Annotated in this window: 25 protein-coding genes; 9 read left to right on the top strand and 16 right to left on the bottom strand. The window is 52.4% G+C overall.

From position 1 onward, the window contains the following. Positions 1 to 7 precede the first annotated feature (7 nt). Positions 8 to 697, bottom strand: a complete 690-nt coding sequence (gene phoB / locus GF617_RS00200; RefSeq protein WP_095280962.1) for a phosphate response regulator transcription factor PhoB — start codon at positions 695 to 697, stop codon at positions 8 to 10. A 182-nt stretch (positions 698 to 879) separates the two neighbouring features. Between phoB and sbcD the strand changes: the two genes are divergently transcribed. Beyond that, positions 880 to 2085, top strand: a complete 1206-nt coding sequence (gene sbcD / locus GF617_RS00195) for an exonuclease subunit SbcD (protein WP_203450817.1) — start codon at positions 880 to 882, stop codon at positions 2083 to 2085. Next, a complete protein-coding gene (gene sbcC / locus GF617_RS00190; protein ID WP_203450816.1) occupies positions 2082 to 5213 on the top strand; it encodes an exonuclease subunit SbcC in 3132 nt (1043 codons plus the stop codon). Before sbcD ends, sbcC begins: the two co-directional genes overlap by 4 nt. A 102-nt stretch (positions 5214 to 5315) precedes the next feature. Here the strand turns inward: sbcC and mak are convergent, their stop codons facing one another. Further along, the gene (gene mak, locus GF617_RS00185; protein WP_181622423.1) at positions 5316 to 6221 is read right to left on the bottom strand and encodes a fructokinase; all 906 of its coding nucleotides are present in this window, start codon (positions 6219 to 6221) and stop codon (positions 5316 to 5318) included. 123 nt (positions 6222 to 6344) lie between these two features. Between mak and rdgC the strand changes: the two genes are divergently transcribed. Continuing rightward, positions 6345 to 7256, top strand: a complete 912-nt coding sequence (rdgC, locus tag GF617_RS00180; RefSeq protein WP_181622422.1) for a recombination-associated protein RdgC — start codon at positions 6345 to 6347, stop codon at positions 7254 to 7256. A gap of 38 nt (positions 7257 to 7294) precedes the next feature. On the opposite strand, the gene ppnP is transcribed toward rdgC, so the two are convergent. The 5 genes from ppnP to GF617_RS00155 form a co-directional block, all read right to left on the bottom strand. Continuing rightward, positions 7295 to 7579, bottom strand: a complete 285-nt coding sequence (ppnP, locus tag GF617_RS00175) for a pyrimidine/purine nucleoside phosphorylase (RefSeq protein WP_203450815.1) — start codon at positions 7577 to 7579, stop codon at positions 7295 to 7297. A gap of 71 nt (positions 7580 to 7650) precedes the next feature. Beyond that, positions 7651 to 8328, bottom strand: coding sequence for an AroM family protein (locus GF617_RS00170; protein ID WP_181622420.1), 678 nt, complete (start codon positions 8326 to 8328; stop codon positions 7651 to 7653). Positions 8329 to 8566: 238 nt separating this feature from the next. Beyond that, positions 8567 to 8758, bottom strand: coding sequence for a YaiA family protein (locus tag GF617_RS00165; RefSeq protein WP_181622419.1), 192 nt, complete (start codon positions 8756 to 8758; stop codon positions 8567 to 8569). Positions 8759 to 8802: 44 nt separating this feature from the next. Then, complete coding sequence (gene aroL, locus GF617_RS00160; protein WP_181622418.1) at positions 8803 to 9327, bottom strand: shikimate kinase AroL; 525 nt, start codon at positions 9325 to 9327, stop codon at positions 8803 to 8805. Positions 9328 to 9472: 145 nt separating this feature from the next. Then, on the bottom strand, positions 9473 to 9931 hold the full coding sequence (locus GF617_RS00155; RefSeq protein ID WP_181622417.1) for a YaiI/YqxD family protein: 459 nt from the start codon (positions 9929 to 9931) through the stop codon (positions 9473 to 9475). 105 nt (positions 9932 to 10036) lie between these two features. On the opposite strand from GF617_RS00155, the gene proC reads away from it, so the two are divergent. Next, complete coding sequence (proC, locus tag GF617_RS00150; protein ID WP_181623697.1) at positions 10037 to 10846, top strand: pyrroline-5-carboxylate reductase; 810 nt, start codon at positions 10037 to 10039, stop codon at positions 10844 to 10846. 16 nt (positions 10847 to 10862) lie between these two features. Here proC and adrA read toward each other — a convergent pair whose 3' ends face one another. The 5 genes from adrA to GF617_RS00125 form a co-directional block, all read right to left on the bottom strand. Then, positions 10863 to 11966: a diguanylate cyclase AdrA gene (adrA, locus tag GF617_RS00145; RefSeq protein ID WP_203450814.1), complete on the bottom strand. Its 1104-nt coding sequence runs from the start codon at positions 11964 to 11966 to the stop codon at positions 10863 to 10865. A 101-nt stretch (positions 11967 to 12067) separates the two neighbouring features. Then, a complete protein-coding gene (gene psiF, locus GF617_RS00140) occupies positions 12068 to 12388 on the bottom strand; it encodes a phosphate starvation-inducible protein PsiF (RefSeq protein ID WP_181622415.1) in 321 nt (106 codons plus the stop codon). A 91-nt stretch (positions 12389 to 12479) separates the two neighbouring features. Continuing rightward, positions 12480 to 13895: an alkaline phosphatase gene (gene phoA / locus GF617_RS00135; protein WP_181622414.1), complete on the bottom strand. Its 1416-nt coding sequence runs from the start codon at positions 13893 to 13895 to the stop codon at positions 12480 to 12482. Between the two features lie 98 nt (positions 13896 to 13993). Beyond that, on the bottom strand, positions 13994 to 14254 hold the full coding sequence (gene iraP / locus GF617_RS00130; protein WP_181622413.1) for an anti-adapter protein IraP: 261 nt from the start codon (positions 14252 to 14254) through the stop codon (positions 13994 to 13996). Positions 14255 to 14502: 248 nt separating this feature from the next. Then, complete coding sequence (locus tag GF617_RS00125) at positions 14503 to 15717, bottom strand: multidrug efflux MFS transporter (protein ID WP_181622412.1); 1215 nt, start codon at positions 15715 to 15717, stop codon at positions 14503 to 14505. Between the two features lie 265 nt (positions 15718 to 15982). Between GF617_RS00125 and ddlA the strand changes: the two genes are divergently transcribed. Then, entirely contained in the window at positions 15983 to 17083 is a 1101-nt protein-coding gene (gene ddlA / locus GF617_RS00120) for a D-alanine--D-alanine ligase (protein WP_203450813.1), read from the top strand. Here ddlA and GF617_RS00115 read toward each other — a convergent pair. Continuing rightward, positions 17080 to 17316, bottom strand: coding sequence for a DUF2754 domain-containing protein (locus GF617_RS00115; protein WP_181622410.1), 237 nt, complete (start codon positions 17314 to 17316; stop codon positions 17080 to 17082). The genes ddlA and GF617_RS00115 overlap by 4 nt on opposite strands. Positions 17317 to 17564: 248 nt before the next feature. Here GF617_RS00115 and GF617_RS00110 point away from each other — a divergent pair, with 248 nt between their 5' ends. Then, positions 17565 to 17867 (top strand): DUF2755 family protein, encoded by a 303-nt coding sequence (locus GF617_RS00110; RefSeq protein WP_181622409.1) that lies wholly within the window; start codon positions 17565 to 17567, stop codon positions 17865 to 17867. Between the two features lie 9 nt (positions 17868 to 17876). Here the strand turns inward: GF617_RS00110 and GF617_RS00105 are convergent, their stop codons facing one another. The 3 genes from GF617_RS00105 to GF617_RS00095 form a co-directional block, all read right to left on the bottom strand. After that, entirely contained in the window at positions 17877 to 18974 is a 1098-nt protein-coding gene (locus tag GF617_RS00105) for a DUF1615 domain-containing protein (protein WP_203450812.1), read from the bottom strand. A gap of 14 nt (positions 18975 to 18988) precedes the next feature. After that, complete coding sequence (sbmA, locus tag GF617_RS00100; protein ID WP_203450811.1) at positions 18989 to 20209, bottom strand: peptide antibiotic transporter SbmA; 1221 nt, start codon at positions 20207 to 20209, stop codon at positions 18989 to 18991. A gap of 116 nt (positions 20210 to 20325) precedes the next feature. Further along, entirely contained in the window at positions 20326 to 20859 is a 534-nt protein-coding gene (locus GF617_RS00095) for an isochorismatase family protein (RefSeq protein WP_181622406.1), read from the bottom strand. A 204-nt stretch (positions 20860 to 21063) separates the two neighbouring features. Between GF617_RS00095 and ampH the strand changes: the two genes are divergently transcribed. From ampH to GF617_RS00080, 3 genes are all read left to right on the top strand, one after another. Then, complete coding sequence (ampH, locus tag GF617_RS00090; RefSeq protein ID WP_203450810.1) at positions 21064 to 22221, top strand: D-alanyl-D-alanine-carboxypeptidase/endopeptidase AmpH; 1158 nt, start codon at positions 21064 to 21066, stop codon at positions 22219 to 22221. Between the two features lie 98 nt (positions 22222 to 22319). Beyond that, positions 22320 to 23294, top strand: coding sequence for a porphobilinogen synthase (gene hemB / locus GF617_RS00085; RefSeq protein ID WP_203450809.1), 975 nt, complete (start codon positions 22320 to 22322; stop codon positions 23292 to 23294). A 116-nt stretch (positions 23295 to 23410) separates the two neighbouring features. Next, positions 23411 to 25111: a lysophospholipid acyltransferase family protein gene (locus GF617_RS00080; protein WP_181622403.1), complete on the top strand. Its 1701-nt coding sequence runs from the start codon at positions 23411 to 23413 to the stop codon at positions 25109 to 25111. Positions 25112 to 25158: the final 47 nt, after the last annotated feature.

Raw genomic sequence — 25158 nt, 5'->3', positions numbered from 1 at the left:
TCATTGTTCAGAAACGGGTCGAAAAACGATAACCCGTGCCGCGGACCGTCTGCACCATGCGATCGTGGCCGCTATGCTCCAGCGCTTTACGCAGGCGGCGTATATGCACATCGACCGTCCGGTCTTCGACATACACGTTAGTTCCCCAGACGTTATTCAGCAACTGCTCACGGCTGTATACTCGCTCTGGATGCGTCATAAAGAAGTGCAATAATTTGAATTCAGTCGGTCCCATATCAAGGGGATTTTCACCTGTCATGACACGGTGCGAAGTAGGATCCAGGCTTAAGCCCTGCATCTCAATTACCTCTTCCACCGCCATAGGTGAAATGCGGCGCATTACCGCTTTGATGCGTGCCACCAGTTCTTTAGGCGAAAACGGTTTAGTGATGTAATCATCCGCCCCCGTTTCAAGACCACGAACGCGATCTTCCTCTTCACCACGCGCCGTCAGCATCACAACCGGGATATCACGCGTCATCGCTTCACGTTTGATGTGTTTGATGAACTGCAGACCAGAGCCGCCAGGCAACATCCAGTCAAGCAGAATTAAATCGGGCCAGGGTTCATTCAGCTGATTCACCGCGCTGTCATAATCTTCAGCTTCAACCGGCTGAAAGCCATTTTGTTCGAGCACGAAGCACACCATTTCACGAATAGGTGCTTCATCTTCTACGACCAGAATACGTCTCGCCATACTTTGCCCTGTCTTATGTAAGTTACAAGTTTGTAATGCGGCGTCATTATGCGTCAGATTTATGACAGATTTATGAAAAACATGACCACTACAAATGGCAAACTGTTGTTTTATTACAGCGGTTATTTTCCTGCTCCTGAAAGTTTATAATCGCCCATTCCTTTTTTCGCCATGGATCTGTTATGCGCATACTTCACACCTCGGACTGGCATCTGGGTCAAAACTTTTACAGCAAAAGCCGCGCCGCTGAACATGAAGCGTTCCTGAACTGGCTGCTGGACACAGCCCAGTCACATGATGTGGATGCGATCATCGTGGCGGGCGATATTTTCGATACAGGTTCCCCACCCAGTTATGCGCGAGAACTTTACAACCGTTTTGTGGTGCATCTCCAGCGAACAGGCTGCCATCTGGTGATAGTCGCAGGTAATCATGACTCGGTCGCCACACTCAACGAGTCGCGAGATATCCTCGCATTTCTGAACACGACCGTCGTCGCAAACGCCGGACACGCTCCGCAGATCCTGAAAAAACGCGACGGTACGCCAGGTGCGGTGCTGTGCCCGATTCCTTTTTTACGCCCGCGCGACATCGTACAAAGCCAGGCCGGGTTTTCCGGCAGCGAAAAGCAGCAGCATTTATTACAGGCCATCACTGACTACTATCACCAGCAATACATTGAGGCTTGCGCACTGCGCGGCGAACAGGCTATTCCCGTGATTGCAACCGGGCATCTGACCACCGTCGGAGCCAGCAAAAGTGATGCTGTACGTGATATTTATATCGGAACACTCGACGCCTTCCCGGCGCAAAACTTTCCCCCTGCCGATTATATTGCCCTTGGGCACATTCACCGGGCGCAGATGATTGGCGGCAGCGAACACATTCGCTACTGCGGCTCTCCCATTTCGCTCAGTTTCGATGAAACAGGCAAAGCAAAGTCCGTACACCTGGTGAGCTTTTCCGACGGCAAACTCAGCGCTGTTGAGACGCTGGGCGTGCCTGTGACTCAGCCGCTGGCCGTGCTGAAAGGCGATCTGGCGGCCATCACCGCTCAACTGGAACAGTGGCGTGGCATGGCGCAGCATCCTGCCGTCTGGCTCGATATTGAAATCACTACCGATGACTACCTGCATGGTATGCAGCGTAAGATTCAGGCGCTGACGGAAGACCTGCCGGTAGAGGTTTTGCTGGTGCGTCGCAGCCGCGAACAGCGCGAGAAAATACTGCAAAGTGCACAGCGTGAAACGCTCAGTGAACTCCGGGTTGAAGAGGTGTTTGAACGACGTTTATCTCAGGAAGAGATCGACGACGCAAAACGAGCGCGGCTCAACGAACTGTTCACCCATACCCTGCATGCGCTTAATGACGAGGATGAAAACGCATGAAAATTCTCAGCCTGCGTCTCAAAAACCTCAACTCCCTGAAAGGTGAGTGGAAAATCGACTTTACCGCCGAACCATTCGCCAGCAACGGACTGTTTGCCATTACTGGCGCAACAGGAGCGGGGAAAACGACCCTTCTCGATGCCATCTGCCTGGCGCTGTACCACGAAACACCTCGTCTGAATACCGTGTCACAATCGCAAAACGACCTGATGACACGTGATACTGCTGAATGTCTGGCGGAAGTCGAGTTTGAAGTGAAAGGTGTGGCTTATCGCGCATTCTGGAGCCAGAACCGCGCGCGGAATCAACCAGACGGAAACTTACAAGCGCCCCGCGTCGAGCTGGCACAGTGTGAAGATGGTAAAATCCTCGCCGATAAAGTGAAAGATAAACTGGATTTGACCGCCTCGCTGACCGGGCTGGATTATGGTCGTTTCACCCGATCAATGTTGCTCTCTCAGGGCCAGTTCGCAGCCTTCCTCAACGCCAAACCAAAAGAGCGCGCCGAATTACTGGAAGAGTTAACCGGCACAGAGATCTACGGCCAGATTTCCGCAATGGTATTTGAGAAACACAAAGCAGCGCGCAGTGAGCTTGAATTGCGTGAAGCGCAGGCCGCTGGTGTGGTGCTGCTAAGCGAGGAGCAACAGCAGCAGGTGCTGGACAGTTTGCAGGTACTTACAGACGAAGAGAAAACCCTGCTGGCGCAGCAGCAAAGCCAACAGAAAGCGTTTCAATGGCTTACACGTAACGACGAGCTTTTACGCGAACAACAGCGGGCGGTGGCAATGCAGCAACAGGCGCAACAGGCCCTCGCCGATGCCGCACCCGATCTGGAAAAACGACAACTGGCACAACCTGCTGCGCAATTACGTCCCCTTTGGGCGCATCAGCAAGAACAAGCCACGCGCCTTGCTCAGACAAAACAGCAAATTACCGAAGTAAATGCTCGCTTACAGTCCACTGTGGCACGGCGGGGGCGTATTCGTCACGGCGCGCTGCGCGCGCGCGAACAAGGGCTGGCTGAGCAAAACGTACTCACTCAGTGGCTCGCAGAGCATGACCGTTTCCGGTTGTGGGGACAGGAAATTGCTGGCTGGCGGGCACATTTTTCCCAGCATAATCGCGATAAAAACCAGCTAACGACAATCACCAGTCGTCTCGCGGAGTTGCGTCGGAAGCTCGCTGAGTTACCGGAAAACACTCTCACGTTGTCAGCCGATGACGTTGCGGCCGCTATGGAGCAGCAAACGCAGTCCCGCGCCGCGCGCCAGCGACTGACTACGCTTCATGCCCGCTATCAGCCACTGCAAAAACGCCTTGCCCACAACAGCGAAAGTGTACAAAAAGCACAGACGGAACAGACAAAACTTAACGAAACCCTGGCGCAACGCCGACAACAATTCAAAGAAAAAAACCAGCATTACCAGGATCTTAAAACGTTATGTCAGCACGAAGAGACAATTAAAGATCTTGAAAGCCACCGGGCGCGGCTAGAGGCCGGGAAACCCTGCCCACTCTGCGGTTCAACCGAACATCCGGCAGTGGCGCAATACCAGGCACTGGCGCTTTCCGAAAACCAGCGCCGCCGTGATGCGATGGAGAAAGAGGTTGCAGCCCTGAAAGAAGAAGGGTTGCTGATACTCGGGCAGGTAAATGCCCTGACCAGCCAGATCCAGCGTGAAACGGAAGAGCTACAGACGCTTTCTCAGGAAGAGCAAGCGCTCACTAAGGAGTGGTTAGAGGCGTGCGCTAGCCTGAATATTACGCTGAATATTCAGGATGATATCGCCTCCTGGATAGATGAGCAGGAGCACTTTGAACGCCAGCTTTATCTGCTGAGCCAGCGTCTGGGGCTGCAAAACCAGCTCAACGAACAGGAAGCGCAGAAACGTCAGTGCCAGCAACAGATTGAGGCAACCCGCCTTACGCTGGAAACGGCTCTGCATCCCCTTTCACTGAGCGCACCCGCCGAAGGCACAGAAACGTCCTGGCTGGCAGAACGTGAGAACGAATTTGCGTGCTGGCAGGAAAAACTAACTCAGCAAAACGCAATACAAGCGCGTATAGACGCCCTGACGCCGCTGCTTGATACGCTTCCTGAGAGGGATAGCGCTGAAGCAGAATCCGATATCCCGGAGAACTGGCGCGAGATCCACAATACGTGCGTATCCTTGCAAAGCCAGCTAACAACGCTGCAACAGCAGGAAAATCTGGAAAGCGAACGCCTTCAACACGCTCAGGCACAGTTTTCGGCGGCGCTTACGGCAAGCGTATTTGCTAATCAGGAGGCTTTCCTGGCAGCACTGCTTGATGACGATATCCTGCGCCGTCTGGAACAGCTAAAACAAACCCTGGATAACCAACTCCAGCAAGCCACCGCACTTTCCAGTCAGGCGAATCAGCAGCTGCATGAGCATCAGCAGCATCGCCCTGATGCGCTGGAATCTGACACCGTCACGCTACAAGCGCAGTTACAACACATCGCACTCACCCTGCGCGAAAATACTACCCGCCAGGGTGAAATTCGCCAGCAACTGAAACAGGACAGTGATAACCGCCAGCATCAGCAAACGTTACGGCAACAGATTGAAGAGGCCGCTCACCTTGCCGACGACTGGGGCTATCTGAATTCGCTGATTGGCTCCAGCACAGGCGATCGCTTCCGTAAGTTCGCCCAGGGCCTGACCCTGGATAACCTGGTGTGGCTTGCTAACCAGCAGCTCAACCGCCTGCACGGGCGCTACCTGCTGCAACGTAAAGCCAGCGATGCACTGGAGCTGGAAGTGGTTGATACCTGGCAGGCAGATGCAGTTCGCGATACGCGCACGCTTTCAGGTGGGGAAAGCTTCCTCGTGAGCCTTGCCCTGGCTCTGGCACTCTCCGATTTGGTCAGCCACAAAACGCGGATCGATTCGCTGTTCCTTGACGAAGGATTCGGCACGCTGGATAGCGAAACGCTGGACACCGCGCTGGATGCACTGGATGCCTTAAACGCCACCGGGAAAACCATCGGCGTTATCAGCCATGTGGAGGCGATGAAAGAGCGCATTCCGGTGCAGATCAAAGTGAAAAAAATCAACGGACTAGGTTACAGCAAGCTGGATAAAGCGTTTTCGGTGGAGTGATGGTGGGGTAGATCTGTTCGGTCTGCAGCCCTCCCCCTGGCCCTCTCCCACAGGGAGAGGGCATAAACACTCAAAACGGCAACAAATGTTGCCGTTTTGCTTTTATTCCGGCCACAACCACGCCGCGCCGCGCACGCCGCTGGAATCTCCGTGGACCGCTTTGCGGATAGGCGTTTCACATTCTCCACCGAACACCCACTGTTTCACCAGATTCGGTACTGTGGTGTACAGACGATCGACGTTACTCATCCCACCGCCCAACACAATCACATCAGGATCCAGAATATTCACTACGTGTGCCAGTGATTTCGCCAGACGCATCTCATAACGGCTTAACGCACGCTCTGCAATGGGATCGTTTTCCCCAACAAGATGCATGATTTCACTGCCTTTCAGCGGATGACCGCTCAGGCGACGGTAGTCGGTAGCAAACCCGGTTCCTGAGATGAAGGTCTCAATGCAGCCCTGCTTACCGCAGTAACACGGCACTTCAGCGCGATATTTCAGCTCATCGTCATCCGGCCATGGCAAAGGGTTATGCCCCCATTCACCCGCAGTACCGTTTCCCCCGATGTGCGAGCGCCCATTAAACGCCACCCCCGCACCACAGCCCGTACCAATGATGACGGCAAACACGGTTTTCGCGCCCGCCGCTGCGCCATCAATGGCCTCAGAAACGGCCAGACAGTTGGCATCATTGGCCAGACGGACTTCACGGTTAAGACGAGCGCTTAAATCCTTATCAAAAGGCTGACCATTAAGCCAGGTAGAGTTCGCATTTTTCACCACGCCCGTGTAAGGCGAAATAGAGCCGGGGATCCCCATCCCAACAGTGCCTGTTTGCCCCGTTGCTTTTTCTGCCATGTCGACAAGCGATGCGATGGTTTCAATGGTTTGCCGATAATCATCACGCGGTGTTGGCAGGCGGTGGCGAAACCATTGTTCCCCCTGCTCGCCCAGTGCGATGACTTCTGTTTTGGTTCCGCCTAAATCAATACCAATACGCACAAGGCACTCCTCTTTATTTTGATTATCAACAGAGTAGAAGCCAGCTACCCGATTAGCAATGCAAGCGATGCGACAATTCGTTATCATGCCCGCTGATTTAACGACAAGGCCGTGGAAATTATCATGCTGTGGTTCAAAAATTTGATGGTTTACCGTCTCAGCCGCGACGTCTCGCTGAGCGCAGAAGAGATGGAAAAACAGTTAGCCGCTTATGCGTTTACCCCTTGCGGTAGCCAGGATATGGCCAAAACCGGTTGGGTTCCTCCGATGGGCTCACAAAGCGATGCTCTGACCCACACGACCAATGGTCAAATCATCGTCTGCGCCCGTAAAGAAGAAAAAATCCTGCCAACGCCGGTGGTTAAGCAGGCGCTCGAAGCGAAGATCTTCAAGCTGGAGGCCGAACAGGGTCGTAAGCTGAAAAAAACCGAAAAAGATTCGCTGAAAGATGAAGTTCTGCACTCGCTGCTGCCGCGTGCCTTCAGCCGTTTCAATCAAACCATGATGTGGATCGACACCGTAAACGGGTTGATCATGGTCGACTGCGCCAGTGCCAAGAAGGCAGAAGACACCCTGGCTCTGCTGCGTAAAAGCCTCGGCTCTTTACCCGTGGTCCCACTGGCAATGGAAACGCCTATTGAGCTGACGCTGACCGAGTGGGTACGTAGCGGCAGTGCTGCCCAGGGCTTCCAGTTGCTGGATGAAGCGGAGTTGAAAGCTCTGCTTGAAGATGGCGGCGTGATCCGCGCGAAAAAACAGGATCTGGTGAGCGACGAAATAGCCGTACACATTGAAGCAGGCAAAGTCGTCACAAAACTGGCACTGGACTGGCAGCAACGCATCCAGTTTGTGATGTGCGACGACGGTTCCGTGAAACGTCTGAAGTTCTGCGACGAACTTCGTGACCAGAACGAAGATATCGACCGCGAAGATTTTGCCCAACGCTTTGACGCGGACTTTATCCTGATGACTGGCGAACTGGCGGCCTTGATTCAGAGTCTGGTAGAAGGCTTAGGCGGGGAAGCGCAGCGCTAACGCTGTTCCCCTCTCCCGTAAAGGAGAGGGGAACAATCTTACAGATAACGGCACAGATACGAGGTTGGCTCGGCAACCTGCAAATGAAATTCACTGTGACCAGGTACGTTGAACACCTGTCCGGCAGCATACACTTTCCATTCAGTCTCACCTGGCAGCAATACATTCAGCGCACCGCTTACCACCGTCATCTCTTCAGGCTCCGCAGTGCCAAAGGTATATTCCCCTTCTGCCATTACGCCAACACTGGCGCGGCCAGTACTGCTGCTGGTAAAACTAATGGATTTCACTTTACCGGAAAAGTATTCGTTACTTTGAAGCATGAACTGGCCCTTATATCTTTGGATAAAAATCCACTATAGGGGCCATGCTCATAACCTGTCACGCAAAATCATTACGCCAGTAATTCTGATGCCAGACGTGCCATCAGCACGTTGGATAACAGGACCGGTACATCCAGCGCTTTTTGCAATAAATCACGATGTCGCTGGTGAAATCCGAGACAGTCCAGTATCAACACATCAGCCCCCTGATCGAGCAATGCCTGCCCTGCGGCAATAAGCGTTGCTTCACTACCCCCGACTGGATTAGCCAGTGCATACGATGGTGTGCGCTCAAGGGCGCTCCATTTAGCGGCCTGATTATCCAGAAGCTCTTCTATTGGGACAATGACCCCCACCTGATGTCCATCGACAATCGAAGCCACCAGCGGCGGGATAATCCGCATGGGCTCCAGCAGAATCGCATTACGCGCAAGCAGGCCCTGAATCGGGGCCGTACTCATCAGTAAAATAACGTCATACCCTTGATTATCGAGCACTTCGATTACCCCCTGAAGTGAGCGCTCGATTTTCTGACGTGACACATTCGCCAGTTTACCGTCACTTAATAACGTCGGTAGGGGGTCCTCACCCTCTTCAAGCGCGTAGTCTTCCATGACCTCTTCCCGACTCATCTTACCCAGCAAGCTAAGATGTGTGATTTGTTGTTCAGAGACATGCTCAGTTAAGAGCGGTAATACTTCGCTTACAGGGACCACACCAATGGTGAGGATCGCCAACGTCGCCTTCATTTTGATCGCCTTTCATCACTACCACAGCTGTCACACAGGTACAGGCTCACTACGCTGCACAGTTCATGTTTTCAACGAAACAGCACAAAAGCGTAGCAGGTGATCTGTACACCGAAATGTAAAGATCGGCGGGCCTGTCCGAATCTACCTGTAATAACTAAATATTAACTCCTGCTTAACATTCCCGATGAGTGAAAAGTGTGATTTGGGCACAGTTATGGACAGATTGAGATGTCGTTCAGATTTTTTCGGGATCTTCGTAGCGCTGTTTGGCATCCAGCGCTTCATTTTCAGTCTCGTGTTCGCTGATAAGCGAATCCGGAGTGGGATAGTCCGCACGCAATTGAAACCAGGTCACGGTATGCCCTGGATGACCTTTTTCTACAGTAATAATGCGCGCATGACGTGGGTAAGGAGGTCTGTTTGGCATAGTTCATCCTGGCTGTTGGGCTGAACTATAAGTATAGACGCCAGCTAGCTGGCGCAGGCGAGGCGTAACGCCGTGGTAATCGAGTGGACAACCTGTTCAGGTGTCAGAGAAGCATCAACCACATGATGCGCCGCTTCGCGGTATAGCGCATCGCGTTCAGCCAGCACGTCACTCACTTCTTCACTTATCGGCTTACCGGTTAACGTAGGGCGCTGCCCTTCTTCAGGAAATGCCTCCAGGCGTTCAACCAGCGTAGGTACGGGAGCGCAGAGATAAATCACAACGCCTTTTTCGCGCATAAACTGGCGATTACATTCGGCAAGGATAATACCGCCGCCGGTCGCAATAATGGTTGAAGGAGCAGTGACCGCTTCTAACGTGGCCGTTTCACGCGCACGAAAACTTTCCCAGCCTTCCTTTTCAACAATCTCTGCAATGGTAACGCCAGCATGCGTTTGCAGCCAGTGGTCGGTATCGACAAACTGACTTTGACACACGCGTGCCAGTTCCAGTCCAACGGTGGTTTTCCCACAGCCACGGGGGCCAACTAAAAAGATGGGTTGGGTCATAACCAGGTGTTCCCCTTGATGCCGGACGGCGTGAAGACTGTAAAGAAATGATTGCAGTAGATGTTGCGCTAACTTTACTGCAAAGCGGTACTCAATGACAACCCTGCAGTTGCCACACTGTACCACAATTTAGCAATGCTTATCATTACGCGGTACGACGTTTCACTTCCAGCAGCCATTTATCCAGCTCCGCTGCAAAAAGTTGTCGGTCTCGCTGAGAAAGACTGTCTGGCCCACCTGTTTGAACCCCACTGGCCCGCAGGGTATCCATAAAATCACGCATGGTCAGTTTCTGGCGTATTGTTGATGGTGAATAGCGCTCACCACGTGGATTCAAAGCCGCAGCGCCTTTCTCCAGTACTTCCGCCGCCAGTGGGATATCCGCAGTGATCACCAAATCCTCTGGACTGCACAGGCGCACAATTTCGTTATCCGCGACGTCAAACCCGGCAGGGACACGCATCGAACGGATAAACTTCGAAGGTGGTACACGTAAGTTCTGATTGGCAACCAACGTTAACGGCATCTGTACGCGCTCAGCCGCACGAAATAAAATTTCTTTAATCACATTCGGACACGCGTCCGCATCTACCCAAATTGCCATGTTGTCTCCTCATGATGACATTGATTGCTATTGTCGCCTGCTTTTCATTGTTAAGCTATAAAGCTATCAATCAGAGACAACAACGCATAATAACGGAGAGACATGATGGAGAAGAAAATCGGCTTTATTGGCTGTGGCAACATGGGAAAAGCCATTCTTGGTGGTCTCATTGCCAGTGGACAGGTTCTGCCTGGACAAATTTGGGTCTATACTCCCTCGCCCGATAAAGTTGCCGCATTGCGCGATGAGTACGGTATCAATGCTGCGGAAAGCGCACAGGAAGTCGCCCAGGTTGCTGATATTGTCTTTGGCGCAGTCAAACCTAACATCATGATCAAAGTCCTGAGTGAAGTGACCTCAAGTCTGAACAAAGATACGCTGGTTGTGTCGATTGCGGCAGGTGTCACACTGGATCAACTGGCCAGGGCATTAGGCCACGATCGTAAAATCGTCCGCGCCATGCCGAATACGCCATCGCTGGTTAATGCAGGAATGACCTCTGTAACGCCTAATGCATTGGTCACTCCAGAGGACGTGGCGGATGTATTGAATATTTTCCGCTGCTTTGGCGAAGCTGAAGTGATCGCTGAAGCAATGATCCACCCGGTTGTGGGTGTGAGCGGATCGGCGCCAGCCTATGTCTTCATGTTTCTCGAAGCAATGGCTGATGCCGCGGTTCTCGGCGGTATGCCACGAGCCCAGGCCTATAAATTTGCAGCCCAGGCAGTAATGGGTTCAGCCAAAATGGTGCTGGAAACCGGTAAACATCCGGGTGAGCTGAAGGATATGGTGTGCTCACCAGGCGGGACAACCATTGAAGCAGTGCGTGTACTTGAAGAGCGCGGGTTCCGCGCAGCCGTCATAGAAGCGATGGCAAAATGCATGGAAAAATCAGAAAAGCTCAGTAAATCTTAAGATGTACCTCCGGACGTTATGCCGCCACTTCAGTGCGGCCACGTCCGGCATTCTTGGCTTTATAGAGGGCAACATCCGCCGCTTTTAACCATTCGCGATGATGTCCGAACTGCGGTCCCCACGGCGCAATTCCGACACTAATACGCAGCCGCTCTTGCGGTGCGCTCGGAAGCGACAATTTTTCCAGTCGTTCATGAACACGAGACATCGCTGCAATCGCTTTTTCGGCCGGCGTCCCGGACATAATCACGGCAAACTCATCGCCACCAAAGCGTCCAATCACATCACCTGCGCGCAGAGTCATTTGCAACTGGCGAGTAATGGCGATAATAGCTTCATCGCCGACGTCATGCCCCCACGTATCGTTGATGCTCTTAAAGTGGTCGATATCGATAAGTAAAATAGCCGCATCACCGTGGCTACGGCGGCAATTTTCATATTCTTTCAGTAAGAATGTTTCCCAGTGACGACGGTTAAATACACCAGTCATTCCATCGCGGGTACTCATCAGTTCAAGATGGCGTTTGTGTTCAGCAAGCCTAATCGCAGTCTCATGGCTCACCCATGCAAACAGCATCGGGTACAGGACCATCACAGGCAACGTCAGCCACCATGCCAGCGGGTCTGGCATAAACGCCACAACTCTGCCAGTCAGTTGTAGCGTCACCAGGGTTGAAATCACGGTCATCGTGATCCCGCAGACAAATAACCGAAAACCGCCAGACCCCATCATGTTCATGCCAATCATCATGACCAGTGCCACGGCTGGCAGTACATTCACGCCCATCAACCCAATCCATATTCCTGCGATGATCGCATCGAGTTTCAGGTTATTTATTTCGGTGCTGTGGGAGTCAGGTGAACGGCAGGAAAGTTGCCAGGCCAGGTGAGGCCAGACAAACGCCCAACCCACCAAAAATAACCACCATCCGCCGGGAATCAGATGGGTGACCAATACTCCCGCAATGGGGAAAAACATGGCGGCCAGACCGGTTACCCGAGCGAGACGCACCCGCCGGGAAAATCGAATACCGGAGCGGTGGGAGTCATCCTGAGAAAGGTTTTGATGCCACTCTTCCCGAATGCGTTCTTTATTGTAAAAGTTTTCATCATTCATCATTTTTGGGAATATTCTGAAACATTTTCCCAATTATAGAGAGAGAGGGGGCGGGGAAAGTATGAAATTTCGGGTGAGCCATAACGCCCGCTCACCCGTTAGGACTACGCTTTTTTCTTCAGACAGCCGCTCATAAACTTGCTGCGATCGTCACCTTTGAGCGATTGCTCCGTTGCCTGGGCATTACATTCGCGCATTTTTTGCTGCTGTGGTGTCAGGCTTTTCTCATCCGGTTTCGACGCACTATTTTTCAGGCAATCGCTCATGTAGGTCTTACGCGCATCCCCTTTTAGCGTCTTGGCGGTTGCCTGCTGATTGCAGGTGGTCATTCGTTGCTGCTGAGGGGTTAATGTTTTTTCGGCAGCATGTACTGAAGAGATCAGAAACATGCCAGAAAGCAGGGTAACCAGTAATGTTATTTTCATTGCACCATCCTTTTGTGAAGATTCACTGTAAGTCTGGTTCGTGGCAGAGAAAAAACCACCCGGCAGGGATAATTTCCGCCGGGTGAGTCTCTTATTTCAGTCCCAGAGCCGCTTTCATGGTGTAGAACAGATCGGTTTGATCGGTCAGCCCTACCACGTTTGCCGCATGTGGGCCGTACGCCGCGATGCGCAATTGCGTGCCGGTATGTTCCATTGACTCTTCTTCAGAGTTGCCATAGCTCATGACCATCACTGCACCATCTTTGGTATTCAGCGCCTGTGTCAGGCCCGGAGCTTTAGTGTCAGAAGGAATGATTTGGCTGGCATGCGCATGGTCAGCCGTAACGACCACGAGGGTATTGCCGTCTTTCTTCGCAAATTCCAGCGCTTTCTGCACAGCTTCATCCAGATCGACCGTTTCACCAATCTGACCACATGGGTTAGCCGCATGATCCTGTTTATCGATTGATGCCCCTTCGACCTGCAGGAAGAAGCCTTTTTCGCTCTTGCTCAACAGGGAGATGGCTTTATCCGTCATGGCCGCCAGCGTCGGTACGCTGTCGTTACGTTTCGGGTTAGGTGTGCAGGTTACCGCTGGCTTGTCGATATTGCCGTGGTAAGAGGCTTTTGGGCCTTCCCAACGCACAGGCATGTTGCCGTCAGAGAAGAGTCCCAGCAAAGGTTTGTCCTGATTTGCTTCAGTGATAGCCGCCAGAGAGGTGGCATCGCTCACCATCTGATAACCACGAGCCTGGGCTTGTTCACGCAGCGTTTTACCCTGCCAGTCACCCGCCGTGGCCGTTTCTGCGAAGGTTTTCGCGCCCCCGCCCAGAGTCACATCTGCACGCGCATTCAGCAACTGCTCAGTAATAGAGCCTTTACCTCCTTTTTCCAGGGCGTTCGTCGGACATTTTTCGCTGGTAACAGACGGGCCATAGCATTTACGCGATGTCACATGTGAGATAAGCGCTGCAGGTGTTGCATCCTGAAGTTCCGCGGTAGAGACGTTGCCGGTTGCCAGCCCCGCCGCTTTTGCCATTTCCAGAATGGTTTGATGATCTTTCTCGTGAATGTCTACGCCCAGCGCGCCATTATAGGTTTTCACGCCGGTTGTCCACGCCGTTGCAGATGCGGCAGAGTCCGTCACGTAATCCGGTTTACCGGTTTTTTTGTCCAGTGCGTAATGCGTGTATTGTCCGGTAAGGGGTAATGCATCAATACCCTTAAAATAACCACCCGCCCCTTCGGCATAATTTCGCGCGGCGGTAATTTCAGAATCCCCCATGCCATCACCAATCAGCAAAATAATATTTTTTGCTGGTTTGTCATTCAGTGATGCACGAATTGCAGCCGTTTGATCTTCTGATAACCGGCGTGCGCCACCAGGCTGGGTGATATCGCCCTGTGCTGCACGATTATCCAGTACACTGGTATTCGTGGTTTCAGCATGAATTACAGGGGTAAATAACAGGGGTATTAATGCGATGAAAAGTGCGCTCTGTTTCAATTTACTTTCTCCATGTAAAAATACATAAAAATAAAACAGAGCGACTATAGGCAACCTGCATGACATTTCTATGACAAGCCGTTATGTTCGATGACGGTTTAGTTGCGAGGATGCCTTAATAGCTTTTTTACGTATTGCTGAAGCATCTCCGTATCCTGAACAGGAACCTGAGAATCCGGTCTGGCATCATCGAGCGCGCCCTCGATGCTTTGAATCAATGCCAGTTGATCCTGTTTCGCCATTTGTCGCAGCAACGCTGTGACAACAATTTCCAACGCCTCAACCTGGGCAACCAGTTCTTTTGACTCCTCTTCCTTTTGTGCAAGCTTAACCAGCAACTCAGCAATGAGATTTTTCATCGTGCTATTTCCTTATGGGATTTCTGCTGAACTTAGCACTCTGAATCAACAATGCAAAGAGGTGAAAGGTATTATCTTATGCAAAAAACACTTTACAGTGTAAATATTTGCCGTCGCTTATCAGCGAAACGTTTTTCTATTATTAAAACCCATCAACACACCCGGTAAAATCATTAAAAAAGCCACTGCATTTTTTGTTATATAAAAACATAGTGGCCATAAGAATATATAATGCATTGGTCTGGATATTAACGTTCAGCCTTTGCCTCTGCTATTTGCTGGCGACGGCGCAATGCAATAGCCAGTTGAATAATATTCAGCAATACTACCACTGCCGTGGCGGCAAAGACCCACCGGAAGCCAGCCATCGCGGAAACCGATGCACCAATAAGCGGGCCCGCGACATTTCCCAGATACATAAATGATTGGTTATATCCGAAGATACGCCCTGTGACCTGATCGCTGGAATATTTAACCAGCAGGGTTTGTACTGCGGGTAACATTGCGCCATCGGCAAACCCCAGCAAGAACCGGAGCACCCCAAGCTGAAGTGGCGAGGTGACGAACGACATGGCAAAAAACAGCACCACCGCAAAAATAAGCGTGGCCATCAGTATCCGGGCGGTTCCGATGCGATCGCCCAGTTTCCCCAGACGCGGTGCGGAAATAAGCGCGGATACGCCAGGCACTGCGGCAATCATCCCGCTGAGGAAGGCGATATTATTGCTGTCCGGCTCCATCGACTTAATAAACAACGCCAGAATGGGCCCCACCGAGCCATTACAGAGTTGAATCACCATCGTGGTCACGAAGAGACTGATCATCAGCCCCGGATAGGGTAGCGATGCAAAGACCGCCTTACCGCTCAGGCGCTCAGATTTGCTGACAGGTGGACGCCCTCCCTCTTTGATGAGAAATAGCGTGACCAGGAAACTGATCACCAGCAACATGGCGGTAATGAAAAATACCGCGCGCAGACCCACATGGTCAGCCAGGAAGCCCCCCATCAGCGGGCCACCAATGACGCCACTAATCTGTGCCGTTGAAAGCGTGCTGAGTGCCCAACCGCTCCTCTCGCGTGGAACCTGTGACGCCACCAGGGCCATCGCATTGGGAATATAGCCGGATGTCAGCCCCATCAGGCCACGCAGTAAAAACAGTTGCCAGACATTCGTCGCATACGCCTGAAGAAGAATCGCCACCGCCATTCCCAGCGAGGCACGCAGCAGCATGAGCTTGCGTCCTTTACGATCGGCAAGGCTGCCCCACATGGGCGACACGATTGCGGAGACCAAAAATGTCACGCTGAACGTCAGACCCGACCACATGGACAACGCCTCGTGTGAGCTGACGCCTAACTGCGCCACATACAAAGGCAAGAAGGGTAAAATCTGGCTGATGGCGAGTCCGGTAAAAAAACAACCAAACCAGACCGAAATAAGGTTAACTTTCCAGGATTCCATAACTGACGCAATCTTCATTTTTAGGCGAATTCGTCCACAGATTAGCAAGTTACGTGCATTTACGTAGCGCCAGAGATGCGGCATGAATGACTTTGGTGTTTTATCTTCCCAGTCATCATATTTGTGAAATATGTCACAAACTTTCCTCTGAGGGGCGGTGAATTATGCTTTAAAAACCACACCAAAACATTATGGCAGAAGGCCGCGAAACCCGCATGGCATCGTGGTATGTTATAGGCTTTTAGTCATACTGGAAGAGAGTGAGATGGCAAAGCAGCGGGTAGGAATTGTCTTTGGGGGAAAATCAGCAGAACACGAAGTTTCATTGCAGTCGGCCAAAAATATCGTCGATGCCATTGATAAAAACCGCTTCGAGGTTGTTCTGTTGGGTATTGATAAACAAGGCCAATGGCATGTTAACGATACCAGCCAGTATCTGTTGAATGCGAACGATCCGGCCCATATCGCCCTCAATCCATCTGAAATCAGCGTGGCAACCGTTCCAGGCGTGACTCAGGGGCAGTTCATCGACGCTGGTAACGCGAAAACGCTGGCTCAAATTGATGTGATCTTCCCGATCGTGCACGGCACACTGGGAGAGGATGGATCTTTGCAGGGTATGTTGCGCATGGCTAACCTGCCGTTTGTCGGTTCCGATGTACTGGGCTCTGCCGCCTGCATGGACAAAGACGTCACCAAACGTCTGCTGCGTGACGCAGGTCTGAACATCGCACCTTTTGTCACGCTCACCCGTGCTAACCGCACTACGCACAGCTTCGCCCAGATCAGCGCCCGGTTAGGCCTGCCGCTGTTTGTTAAGCCTGCAAATCAGGGTTCTTCCGTGGGCGTAAGCAAAGTAACAAACGAAACGCAGTTTACCGAAGCCGTCCGCCTGGCGTTTGAATTTGACCATAAAGTGGTGGTAGAGCAAGGCATCAAAGGGCGCGAAATTGAATGTGCGGTGTTGGGTAACGATTTCCCACAGGCGAGCACCTGCGGTGAAGTGGTGTTAAACAGCGATTTCTACTCTTACGATACCAAGTACATTGATGACAAAGGCGCTCAGGTTGTAGTTCCTGCGGCCATCGATTCGGTCATCAATGACAAGATCCTGGCGATCGCCGTTGAGGCCTATCAGGCACTGGGCTGCTCAGGTATGGCGCGTGTCGACGTGTTTTTAACCCCGGAAAACGACGTGGTGATCAACGAAATCAATACGCTGCCGGGCTTTACGAATATCAGCATGTACCCGAAACTCTGGCAGGCCAGCGGCCTTAGCTATCCGGCACTGATCACCCGCTTGATCGAACTGGCGCTGGAACGACATGCCGCCGATAGCGCCCTCAAAAGCTCGGTAAACGGTTAATCGCTTTTCTTCACCGTTTCCGCCTCATCCGCTGTCGTGTCCTCAGGCCGGCGGCGGATAATGAATCCTGCCAACCAGAAACTGATTACCCAGGTCACCAGTCCAACCGCATAGGTTTGCCAGCCTTTTGCTTCAAATCCCAGCAGCCCCACAACACCGTTAAGAATAAATATCAGCCCAATGGCAAAAGCATAGTAATGCCAGTCACGGCGTAGTTTGGCAGACAGCTTCATGGCAACTCCGACAGAAAAAAAGACATCCTCTCACAGTTTAATAATCAGGTCTGTGGCGGATGCGGTAATTCTTAAATACGAGACAGTTTCACTTAAGTCAAAAAACTGTGATGTGATGCAGAAATCAGCAATCCAGGAGAATGCCTTAGCGCAAATTACCACGATTCTGATATTGACAAACGTGATGACCTGTCAAACTCACCCTGTACGACGCGTTTCTGAACAGAGTGAATTATCGGGAGGTCTTTATGGCTGATTTTACCTTGTCAAAGCCGATTTTTGGCGGCAAACAACCAAAAACCTCCACCGCAGGCAACATTGCTTATGCCCTGTTTGTGCTGTTCTGCTTCTGGGCGGGTTCACAGCTTCTCAACATCCTGGTGCACGCTCCAGGCGTGTATGAACACCTGATGCAAGTGCAGGATTCTGGTCGACCACAGGTAGAGATGGGGTTTGGTGTGGCCACCGTATTTGGGCTCATTCCGTTTATTGCGGGTTGTATGATTCTGGGCATTGTCGCACTGGTGCTGCGCTGGCGACGTCATCCCTGAGTCTTACCCTTACAGCGCCATGCAACGTGCCTGACGATCATCCACCCGTTTTGCAAACCACGCCGTGGTAAGATTACGCGTTATCTTCGGGCTTTCCAGTTGGATGCCAGGCAAAACCTCTTTGGGCAATGTTTTCCCGCTCTTCTGTTCCGCCAGCCTGAAAACCTGCTGGTATAAATCCGTTTTCTCAAACGCCAGGCTATCGCCTTTTTCCAGCTGATGGCGAATATCGCTGTTGCTCATTCCCAGTTTTGCCGAAAGCTTACGCACCGCAAGCTCTGTGGTTCCTGCCTCACTGCTACCGTACGCAATCAGATCGCCGTCCAGAGCCAGTTTCACACCGCTGGCACGACTGAGCGCATTCTGGAACGCAGCGTTACGACTGGCGTACCATCCGGCATTAAAATCCGCGAAACGGTACAATGGCGCGCTGTAGTTTGCCGGATAATTCAGCAGGTGATAAGTCCCAAACCAGAGCCCACCGCGCAAGGAGAAGACCTCTTTGCGCACCGTATCATCAATCTTCCACGGGTAGCCGTCGGTATGTTTTTCCGCAAACGCAATACTGACCTGCATCGGTCCGCCCGTATGTACCGGGTTCAGCGAACCAAACAGCTTCTGCCCCATCGGGACCATATCAATAAAGTCATCGAAAATTGCGCTCAGCTGTTTCTCGGTTTTCACCGTATCCAGACGTTCGCTGTATGTTTTGCCGTTTGGCGACGTGATTTTGAGCGCGGTATGCACCAGGAAAACCGGAATATGCATCGTCCCGGCACGTCGGTCGATCTCTTTCCAGGCGATTTTATTCAGTCCGGGAACGACCGGATCGGCCTGGTACATAGACTCCTGTTGCGCGACGGCCAGCACCGAGCAGATATTCTCCTCGGTGGGGGCAATCTTCTGGCTTTCAAAAGTTTTCGCTAACGCATCGGCCCACGCATTGCGTTCCTTCACGCTGGCAGGCATTTTTTGCCGTACGACACTCGCCACATCCAGCGGTTTTTCCCCCTGTTTGAGCGGAACCGCTCCTTTCTCAGCACAACCCACAAGCACGATGGCGGCCAGCAAGGACAACGGTAACACACGCGGTACGACAAACAGCATAGCAACTCCCTGTATTAGCTTAAGGTATTGGTAACTTCCTGCAGATCCTGTCCATCCAGTTCACGCTCAAAACTGCGTAAACGTTTATAGATAGACATCAGTTCCACCAACGTGGTCCATGAACTGATCAGATACTGGAATGAACCGCGAACCTGACCAAATACGTTAGTAATCTGCGTCATCAGGCCCAGAGTGATCGTACCCGCAACAATTGACGGGAACAGCAGGAACAAACCGAAAACATTATCAACCTGTAGATAAAGAATGCGGGCGATATTGAAATACATGTAATGGAAGTAGAGGCGGAAATAGTTACGACGTACCGCACCGAAAAGTTCACGTACGGTCGGAGGTGAAGCGCGGTTTTCATCATCTTCACCATAAACCAACTCTTTACGATACGCCGCTTCTACACGCTGGTTTTTAAATTCCAGTCCCGGCAGTTTGATCCCAACAACGGCCAGCAGCCCCGTCCCCATCAGAGACCAGACAATAGCAGCAATCACCAGTCCATAGGGCAGATGGCCAACAATCGGCAGGTCCGGCACATGCGCGGAGAGCGTCACCAGAACGGGCAGGAATGCAATCAGCGTCATGATCGCGTTAATAAAGCTCACACCCATATCTTCAAGAGTGGAGGCAAAACGCATGGTGTCTTCCTGTACACGCTGGGCTGCACCTTCGATATGACGCAAATGTTGCCAGTGCGCCATGTAGTGTTCGTTCATTGCGGTACGCCAGCGAAAAACATAGTGGCTGACGAAGAAGTTATTCATTACACCAATCACCACGGCAATAAGGGCGATGCCGAGGAAGATCCCCACCTCATGATAGAACTGATTAATCGTCACCTTGTGTGGCGAGCTCAGCGCGGTCTGAATCAAATCGTAGAACGGGGCATACCATGCGTTGACAGCCACGCCCACTTCCACCAAAAACCAGGTAACAAAAATGATGAGCGATGTGCCAAGGATCGACCAGTACTGCCAGCGATGCGGCGAATAGGTAAACCAGAAAAGTGCAAACAGCCCCACGCACACAACGTAATAGGCGTAAAACAGCAGATAACTCAGCGACCAGAAACGGGCGGCGCTAATTGGCACATCCCCCGTGGCCCCTGTGATGTGCTCAAGCCAGACGCCACCACCAGCCTGCCAGAAAATGACCGCGATCAGTGCCCAAATAAACGCCGAGAGAAAAAATGGCCCCGGTTTTGGGAAAAAAGACGTAAACATAATGCTTCCTTCTTGTAGTTATGGCTGTTGCTGTGTTCAACACATCGCCATACGAAAATGCAGCGACAGGCCCGCAATCTGGCCTGCGCAAAAGGGTCAGACCCAATGGTTTATTATTAGTTCGCTTTCCAGTTTTCGAGAATTGTTTCGGTGGATTTCACAACAGGCGGATTATCCGGTGCAATAAAAGTGCGCCAGACGTCGTTATAATGCTGTATCAGTGTTTTGGCTTCTGCGGCCGGGCGGTTTGCCGTGGTATGGGCATCTTCTGCGACAGTAATATGGTAGCCACGGCTGACACCGTTCTTGAAAGTGGCATCAACACAGTAATCCGTCGCACAACCGCACATGACAAACTGACCGACCTCCTGTTCGCGCAACAGTGCCTCAAGCGCAGTGTGATAAAACGCATCACAAGCCGTCTTCGTCACGTAAAATGCCCCTGCTGGCTGGTGCAATTCAGGAAGCAGAGCAAACCCGTCACTCCCCTCTTCCAGCCCTCCGGTTTCGGTATGCTGAATAAAAATAACCATATCGGCGGCCTGCGTGAGTTGATTGATGTGCGAAACACATTGTTCGCGCTGAATACGCGGGGTCGCGAAGACACCCTGTTGCATATCGATAACCATAACCACACGCTTCTCAGCCATACCCTTCTCCGAAAAATTGAGCGAAACAAACGACTATCATAAGCCCGATGTCACAAAATGGGAGGCGGTGAACAATGAAATTGTTCTTATTTACCCATGGTTACGTTTTTCTCACTATCGTTATGCAATTCAGGCCATTGCACCGCACCGTTTAGTAGTATAAATACCCATTACTTCCTTCATTCACTTCATGGATGCTTTTCGTTGAAACGTTGTCTGTTTTCTTTCGCCGCGCTGTGTGCGGTAAGCCTATCCACGGTCCAGGCAGCCCAGCCGCTGACAGCCCCTTCTTTTGCCTCTGATATTGCCGATCGCTACGCAAATTTGATCTACTACGGCAGCGGTGCAACCGGCATGGCATTAGTGGTCATCGACGGCAACCAGCGTGTTTTTCGCAGTTTTGGCGAAACGCGCCCAGGAAGTAATGTTCATCCGCAACTGGATTCGGTCATTCGAATTGCGTCATTAACCAAGTTAATGACCAGTGAAATGCTGGTGAAGTTGCTCGACCAGGGCGTGGTGAAACTCAACGATCCCCTGAGTAAGTACGCTCCACCTGGTACTCGCGTGCCAACGTATCAGGGAGCACCGATTACGCTGGTAAACCTGGCGACCCACACTAGCGCCCTGCCTCGTGAACAACCCGGTGGAGCGGCGCACAGAGCGGTCTTCGTCTGGCCGACCCGTGAACAACGCTGGAGCTATCTGAACACCGCCTCGCTGAAAACCGCGCCTGGCTCACAGGCGTCCTATTCGAACCTGGCGTTTGATTTGTTGGCTGATGCGTTATCAACGGCATCTGGCAAGCCCTATACCCAGCTGTTTGAAGAACAAATCACGCGCCCACTGGGCATGAAAGACACGACGTTCACCCCCTCACCCGACCAATGCAAACGCCTGATGGTGGCAGAAAAAGGGGCCAGCCCGTGCAACAACACACTGGCGGCCATCGGGAGTGGTGGTGTTTACTCCACGCCTGGCGACATGATGCGCTGGATGCAGCAGTTCCTCTCGTCTGATTTCTATTCTCGCAGCAACCAGGCCGACCGCATGCAGACGTTGATCTACCAACGCAGTCAGTTGCACCGTGTGGTGGGCATGGATGTGCCGGGTAAAGCCGATGCGTTGGGTATGGGCTGGGTCTACCTCGCACCGAAAAATGGACACCCTGGCATTATTCAGAAAACCGGTGGTGGTGGTGGATTCATTACCTATATGGCGATGATCCCGCAATCAAACGTGGGCGCATTTGTTGTCGTAACACGCTCGCCAAATACCCGATTCGTCAATATGAGTGACGGAATAAATAACCTCGTTGCCGAACTGAGCGACAACAAAGCACAGGTTGTCCCGGCTTCCTGACCGTACAAGTCTGGGGTGTAACGCCTGTTTTGCGAAACACCCCAGTTAAATTTGAGGTACACTGCGCCCTTCTTTGTTCCTCAAACGTCAGGCATATCATGACCGATTTAATTGCTCGTCCCCGCCGCCTGCGCAAGTCACCGGCTCTGCGCGCTATGTTTGAAGAGACAACACTGACCTTAAACGATCTGGTGTTGCCGATTTTTGTTGAAGAAGAGATCGATGACTACAAAGCCATCGATGCAATGCCCGGCGTTATGCGCATTCCTGAAAAGCATCTGGCACGTGAGATCGAACGCATTGCCAATGCCGGGATCCGCTCCGTGATGACCTTCGGCATCTCTCACCACACTGATGCCACCGGCAGCGATGCCTGGAAGGAAGACGGTCTGGTGGCACGCATGTCGCGCATCTGCAAAGAGACAGTGCCGGAAATGATTGTCATGTCCGATACCTGTTTCTGCGAATACACCGCTCACGGCCACTGTGGTGTGCTGTGCGACCACGGCGTAGATAACGATGCCACCCTGCTGAACCTCGGCAAACAGGCGGTCGTTGCCGCCGCTGCCGGCGCTGATTTCATCGCGCCTTCCGCCGCGATGGATGGCCAGGTGCAGGCGCTCCGTCAGGCGCTGGATGCTGCGGGCTTCACAGATACCGCCATCATGTCCTACTCCACCAAATTCGCCTCCTCCTTCTACGGCCCGTTCCGTGAAGCCGCAGGCACAGCGCTGAAAGGCGATCGCAAAACCTATCAGATGAACCCGCTGAACCGCCGCGAGGCGATCCGCGAATCCCTGCTCGATGAAGCTCAGGGCGCCGATTGCCTGATGGTCAAACCGGCTGGCGCATATCTGGATATCCTGCGCGACATCCGCGAACGCACCCAGTTGCCGCTGGGCGCATACCAGGTGAGCGGTGAATATGCGATGATCAAATTCGCGGCGCAAGCCGGTGCGATCGACGAAGAGAAAGTGATTCTGGAAAGCCTGGGCGCAATCAAACGCGCGGGGGCGGATCTGATCTTCACCTACTTCGCGCTGGATCTGGCCGAGAAGAAAATTCTGCGTTAATTCCTCCCTTTCCCTCTCCTCCTGGAGAGGGAAGCCACGCAATAACTTCACCAAACTGCAATACAACCGACATCTGCCCCTTCTACTGTCTTCGCAAGACGGCAGGAGGAGTTACCATGTTTAGTCTCGACAGTGTTCTCGATGACCTTTGGCCTCAGGCGAGGCCTGCACCCTGGCAAAAAAGTCTGTTAAAAAGACTGTTCTACGAAGAAGAATTCCAGCAGTTTGCAGCCACCCACCGCCACCTGAAAGGGCTGGATATGGTGGAACAAGTTCTGGAACATCTCGATATTCTCTGCACCATTTCCGCCCGCGATCTTGAACAAATCCCCGAACATGGCCCATTGGTCATTATGGCTAACCATCCGACCGGAACCCTCGACGGCCTGGCGCTGATGTATGCCGTTTCACGCGTACGCCGTGATATCAAAGTGGTGACCAACCGGATGCTCACGCACCTTGAACCGCTTAGTTCCCTGTTTATACCGGTCGATAATATGGGCGGTAAGACAGCGAAAACATCCCTGGTGCAAATGGAACAGCACCTGCAAAACGCAGGCGTACTGATTTTCTTCCCCGCAGGCGAAGTGTCACGGCCCACGCGCAGGGGTATTCGCGATAAAAAATGGCATTCCGGCTTTATCAAACTTGCCAGTAAACTCCGCGCCCCTCTGCTTCCCATGCATATTCAGGCACATAACAGCGCGTTGTTTTACGCCAGCACGCTGGTATCGCCCACGCTTTCCATGCTGCTGCTCATGCAGCAGATGTTCCGCCGCCGTCACAGCCAACTGCCGATTAAAATTGGTCAGCAAATTGCGTGGAATAGCTGGTTTAGCACCACGTTGTCTCCGCGAGAAATGGCTGAGCAGTGCCGCCAGCATGTGATGCGCCTTGGCAAAGGCCTGCCGGGAATATTCAAAACGGAATGTGCCATCGCGCGTCCTGAAGATCGGGCCACGCTTCGCCGTGAACTGGCTCAGGCAGAATGTCTGGGGAAAACCGGCGACGGAAAAACCATTTACCTGTGGCAACGCAACGGACAAGAAGACGCACCGCTGCTGCGTGAACTGGGTCGCTTGCGGGAAATCGCGTTTCGTGCCGTGGCAGAAGGCAGTGGAAAACGTCGCGATACCGACAGCTACGACGATGATTATCTGCACCTGATCCTGTGGGATGAAGAGGATCTGGAAATCGTCGGCGCGTACCGTTTTATGCCGACCGCCAGACAGATTGCCCACCGTGGTGTGGAAGGCCTCTACAGCTACAGCCTGTTCCATTATGACGACAAGATGCAGGATGTTCTGGAGCACGGTATTGAACTGGGACGCAGCTTTATTCAGCCGCGCTACTGGGGCCGCCGTGGTCTGGATTATCTGTGGTCAGGAATTGGGGCCTATCTGGCGCGTTATCCCCACTACCGCTACCTTTTCGGTCCGGTATCCATCTCCGGAGGATTACCGCCTGCGGCGCGGGATCTGCTGGTCGCGTTTTACCGTCTGTGGTTCCCGGCCAGCCACCCCTTTGCCGCATCCCGTCAACCATACCCGGCCTCGTTGCCGGAGGTGCTGGCGCAATTTGGCGGCGTCGATTATGTGGATGACCTGACAAAGCTAAAATCGCTGCTCGGTAATCTGGGCTGCGGTATTCCGCCCCTCTACAAGCAGTATTCAGAACTGTGTGAACCGGGCGGTGTGCAATTCATCGATTTTGGCAGCGATCCGGCGTTCAATAACTGCGTGGATGGGCTGGTTCTGGTGGATTTATGCTACCTCAAAGCCAACCGCTATCAGCGGTATATTGAAGCGCATTTATAACCCTACCTCTTGCTCTCTCCCTAAAAGGGAGAGGGTAAAAACCGCGC

This window comes from Lelliottia sp. RWM.1, from assembly GCF_016859735.1.
In the GTDB taxonomy this organism is placed as follows: Bacteria; Pseudomonadota; Gammaproteobacteria; order Enterobacterales; family Enterobacteriaceae; genus Enterobacter.
Note: the sequence above shows the minus strand (reverse complement) of the source record. Positions and strands in the feature narration are given on the sequence as shown.

Bases quoted from the DNA above. Each gene is read 5' to 3' on its own strand.
- GF617_RS00165 (WP_181622419.1), bottom strand. From the start codon at position 8,758: ATGCCAAACAGACCTCCTTACCCACGTCATGCGCGCATTATTACTGTA.
- psiF (WP_181622415.1), bottom strand. From the start codon at position 12,388: ATGAAAATAACATTACTGGTTACCCTGCTTTCTGGCATGTTTCTGATC.
- sbcD (WP_203450817.1), top strand. From the start codon at position 880: ATGCGCATACTTCACACCTCGGACTGGCATCTGGGTCAAAACTTTTAC.
- GF617_RS00155 (WP_181622417.1), bottom strand. From the start codon at position 9,931: ATGGCAATTTGGGTAGATGCGGACGCGTGTCCGAATGTGATTAAAGAA.
- GF617_RS00110 (WP_181622409.1), top strand. From the start codon at position 17,565: ATGGCTGATTTTACCTTGTCAAAGCCGATTTTTGGCGGCAAACAACCA.
- GF617_RS00105 (WP_203450812.1), bottom strand. From the start codon at position 18,974: ATGCTGTTTGTCGTACCGCGTGTGTTACCGTTGTCCTTGCTGGCCGCC.
- proC (WP_181623697.1), top strand. From the start codon at position 10,037: ATGGAGAAGAAAATCGGCTTTATTGGCTGTGGCAACATGGGAAAAGCC.
- ddlA (WP_203450813.1), top strand. From the start codon at position 15,983: ATGGCAAAGCAGCGGGTAGGAATTGTCTTTGGGGGAAAATCAGCAGAA.
- aroL (WP_181622418.1), bottom strand. From the start codon at position 9,327: ATGACCCAACCCATCTTTTTAGTTGGCCCCCGTGGCTGTGGGAAAACC.
- GF617_RS00095 (WP_181622406.1), bottom strand. From the start codon at position 20,859: ATGGCTGAGAAGCGTGTGGTTATGGTTATCGATATGCAACAGGGTGTC.
- GF617_RS00080 (WP_181622403.1), top strand. From the start codon at position 23,411: ATGTTTAGTCTCGACAGTGTTCTCGATGACCTTTGGCCTCAGGCGAGG.
- GF617_RS00125 (WP_181622412.1), bottom strand. From the start codon at position 15,717: ATGGAATCCTGGAAAGTTAACCTTATTTCGGTCTGGTTTGGTTGTTTT.
- rdgC (WP_181622422.1), top strand. From the start codon at position 6,345: ATGCTGTGGTTCAAAAATTTGATGGTTTACCGTCTCAGCCGCGACGTC.
- iraP (WP_181622413.1), bottom strand. From the start codon at position 14,254: ATGAAAAATCTCATTGCTGAGTTGCTGGTTAAGCTTGCACAAAAGGAA.
- GF617_RS00170 (WP_181622420.1), bottom strand. From the start codon at position 8,328: ATGAAGGCGACGTTGGCGATCCTCACCATTGGTGTGGTCCCTGTAAGC.
- GF617_RS00115 (WP_181622410.1), bottom strand. From the start codon at position 17,316: ATGAAGCTGTCTGCCAAACTACGCCGTGACTGGCATTACTATGCTTTT.
- phoB (WP_095280962.1), bottom strand. From the start codon at position 697: ATGGCGAGACGTATTCTGGTCGTAGAAGATGAAGCACCTATTCGTGAA.
- sbmA (WP_203450811.1), bottom strand. From the start codon at position 20,209: ATGTTTACGTCTTTTTTCCCAAAACCGGGGCCATTTTTTCTCTCGGCG.
- sbcC (WP_203450816.1), top strand. From the start codon at position 2,082: ATGAAAATTCTCAGCCTGCGTCTCAAAAACCTCAACTCCCTGAAAGGT.
- adrA (WP_203450814.1), bottom strand. From the start codon at position 11,966: ATGATGAATGATGAAAACTTTTACAATAAAGAACGCATTCGGGAAGAG.
- ppnP (WP_203450815.1), bottom strand. From the start codon at position 7,579: ATGCTTCAAAGTAACGAATACTTTTCCGGTAAAGTGAAATCCATTAGT.
- hemB (WP_203450809.1), top strand. From the start codon at position 22,320: ATGACCGATTTAATTGCTCGTCCCCGCCGCCTGCGCAAGTCACCGGCT.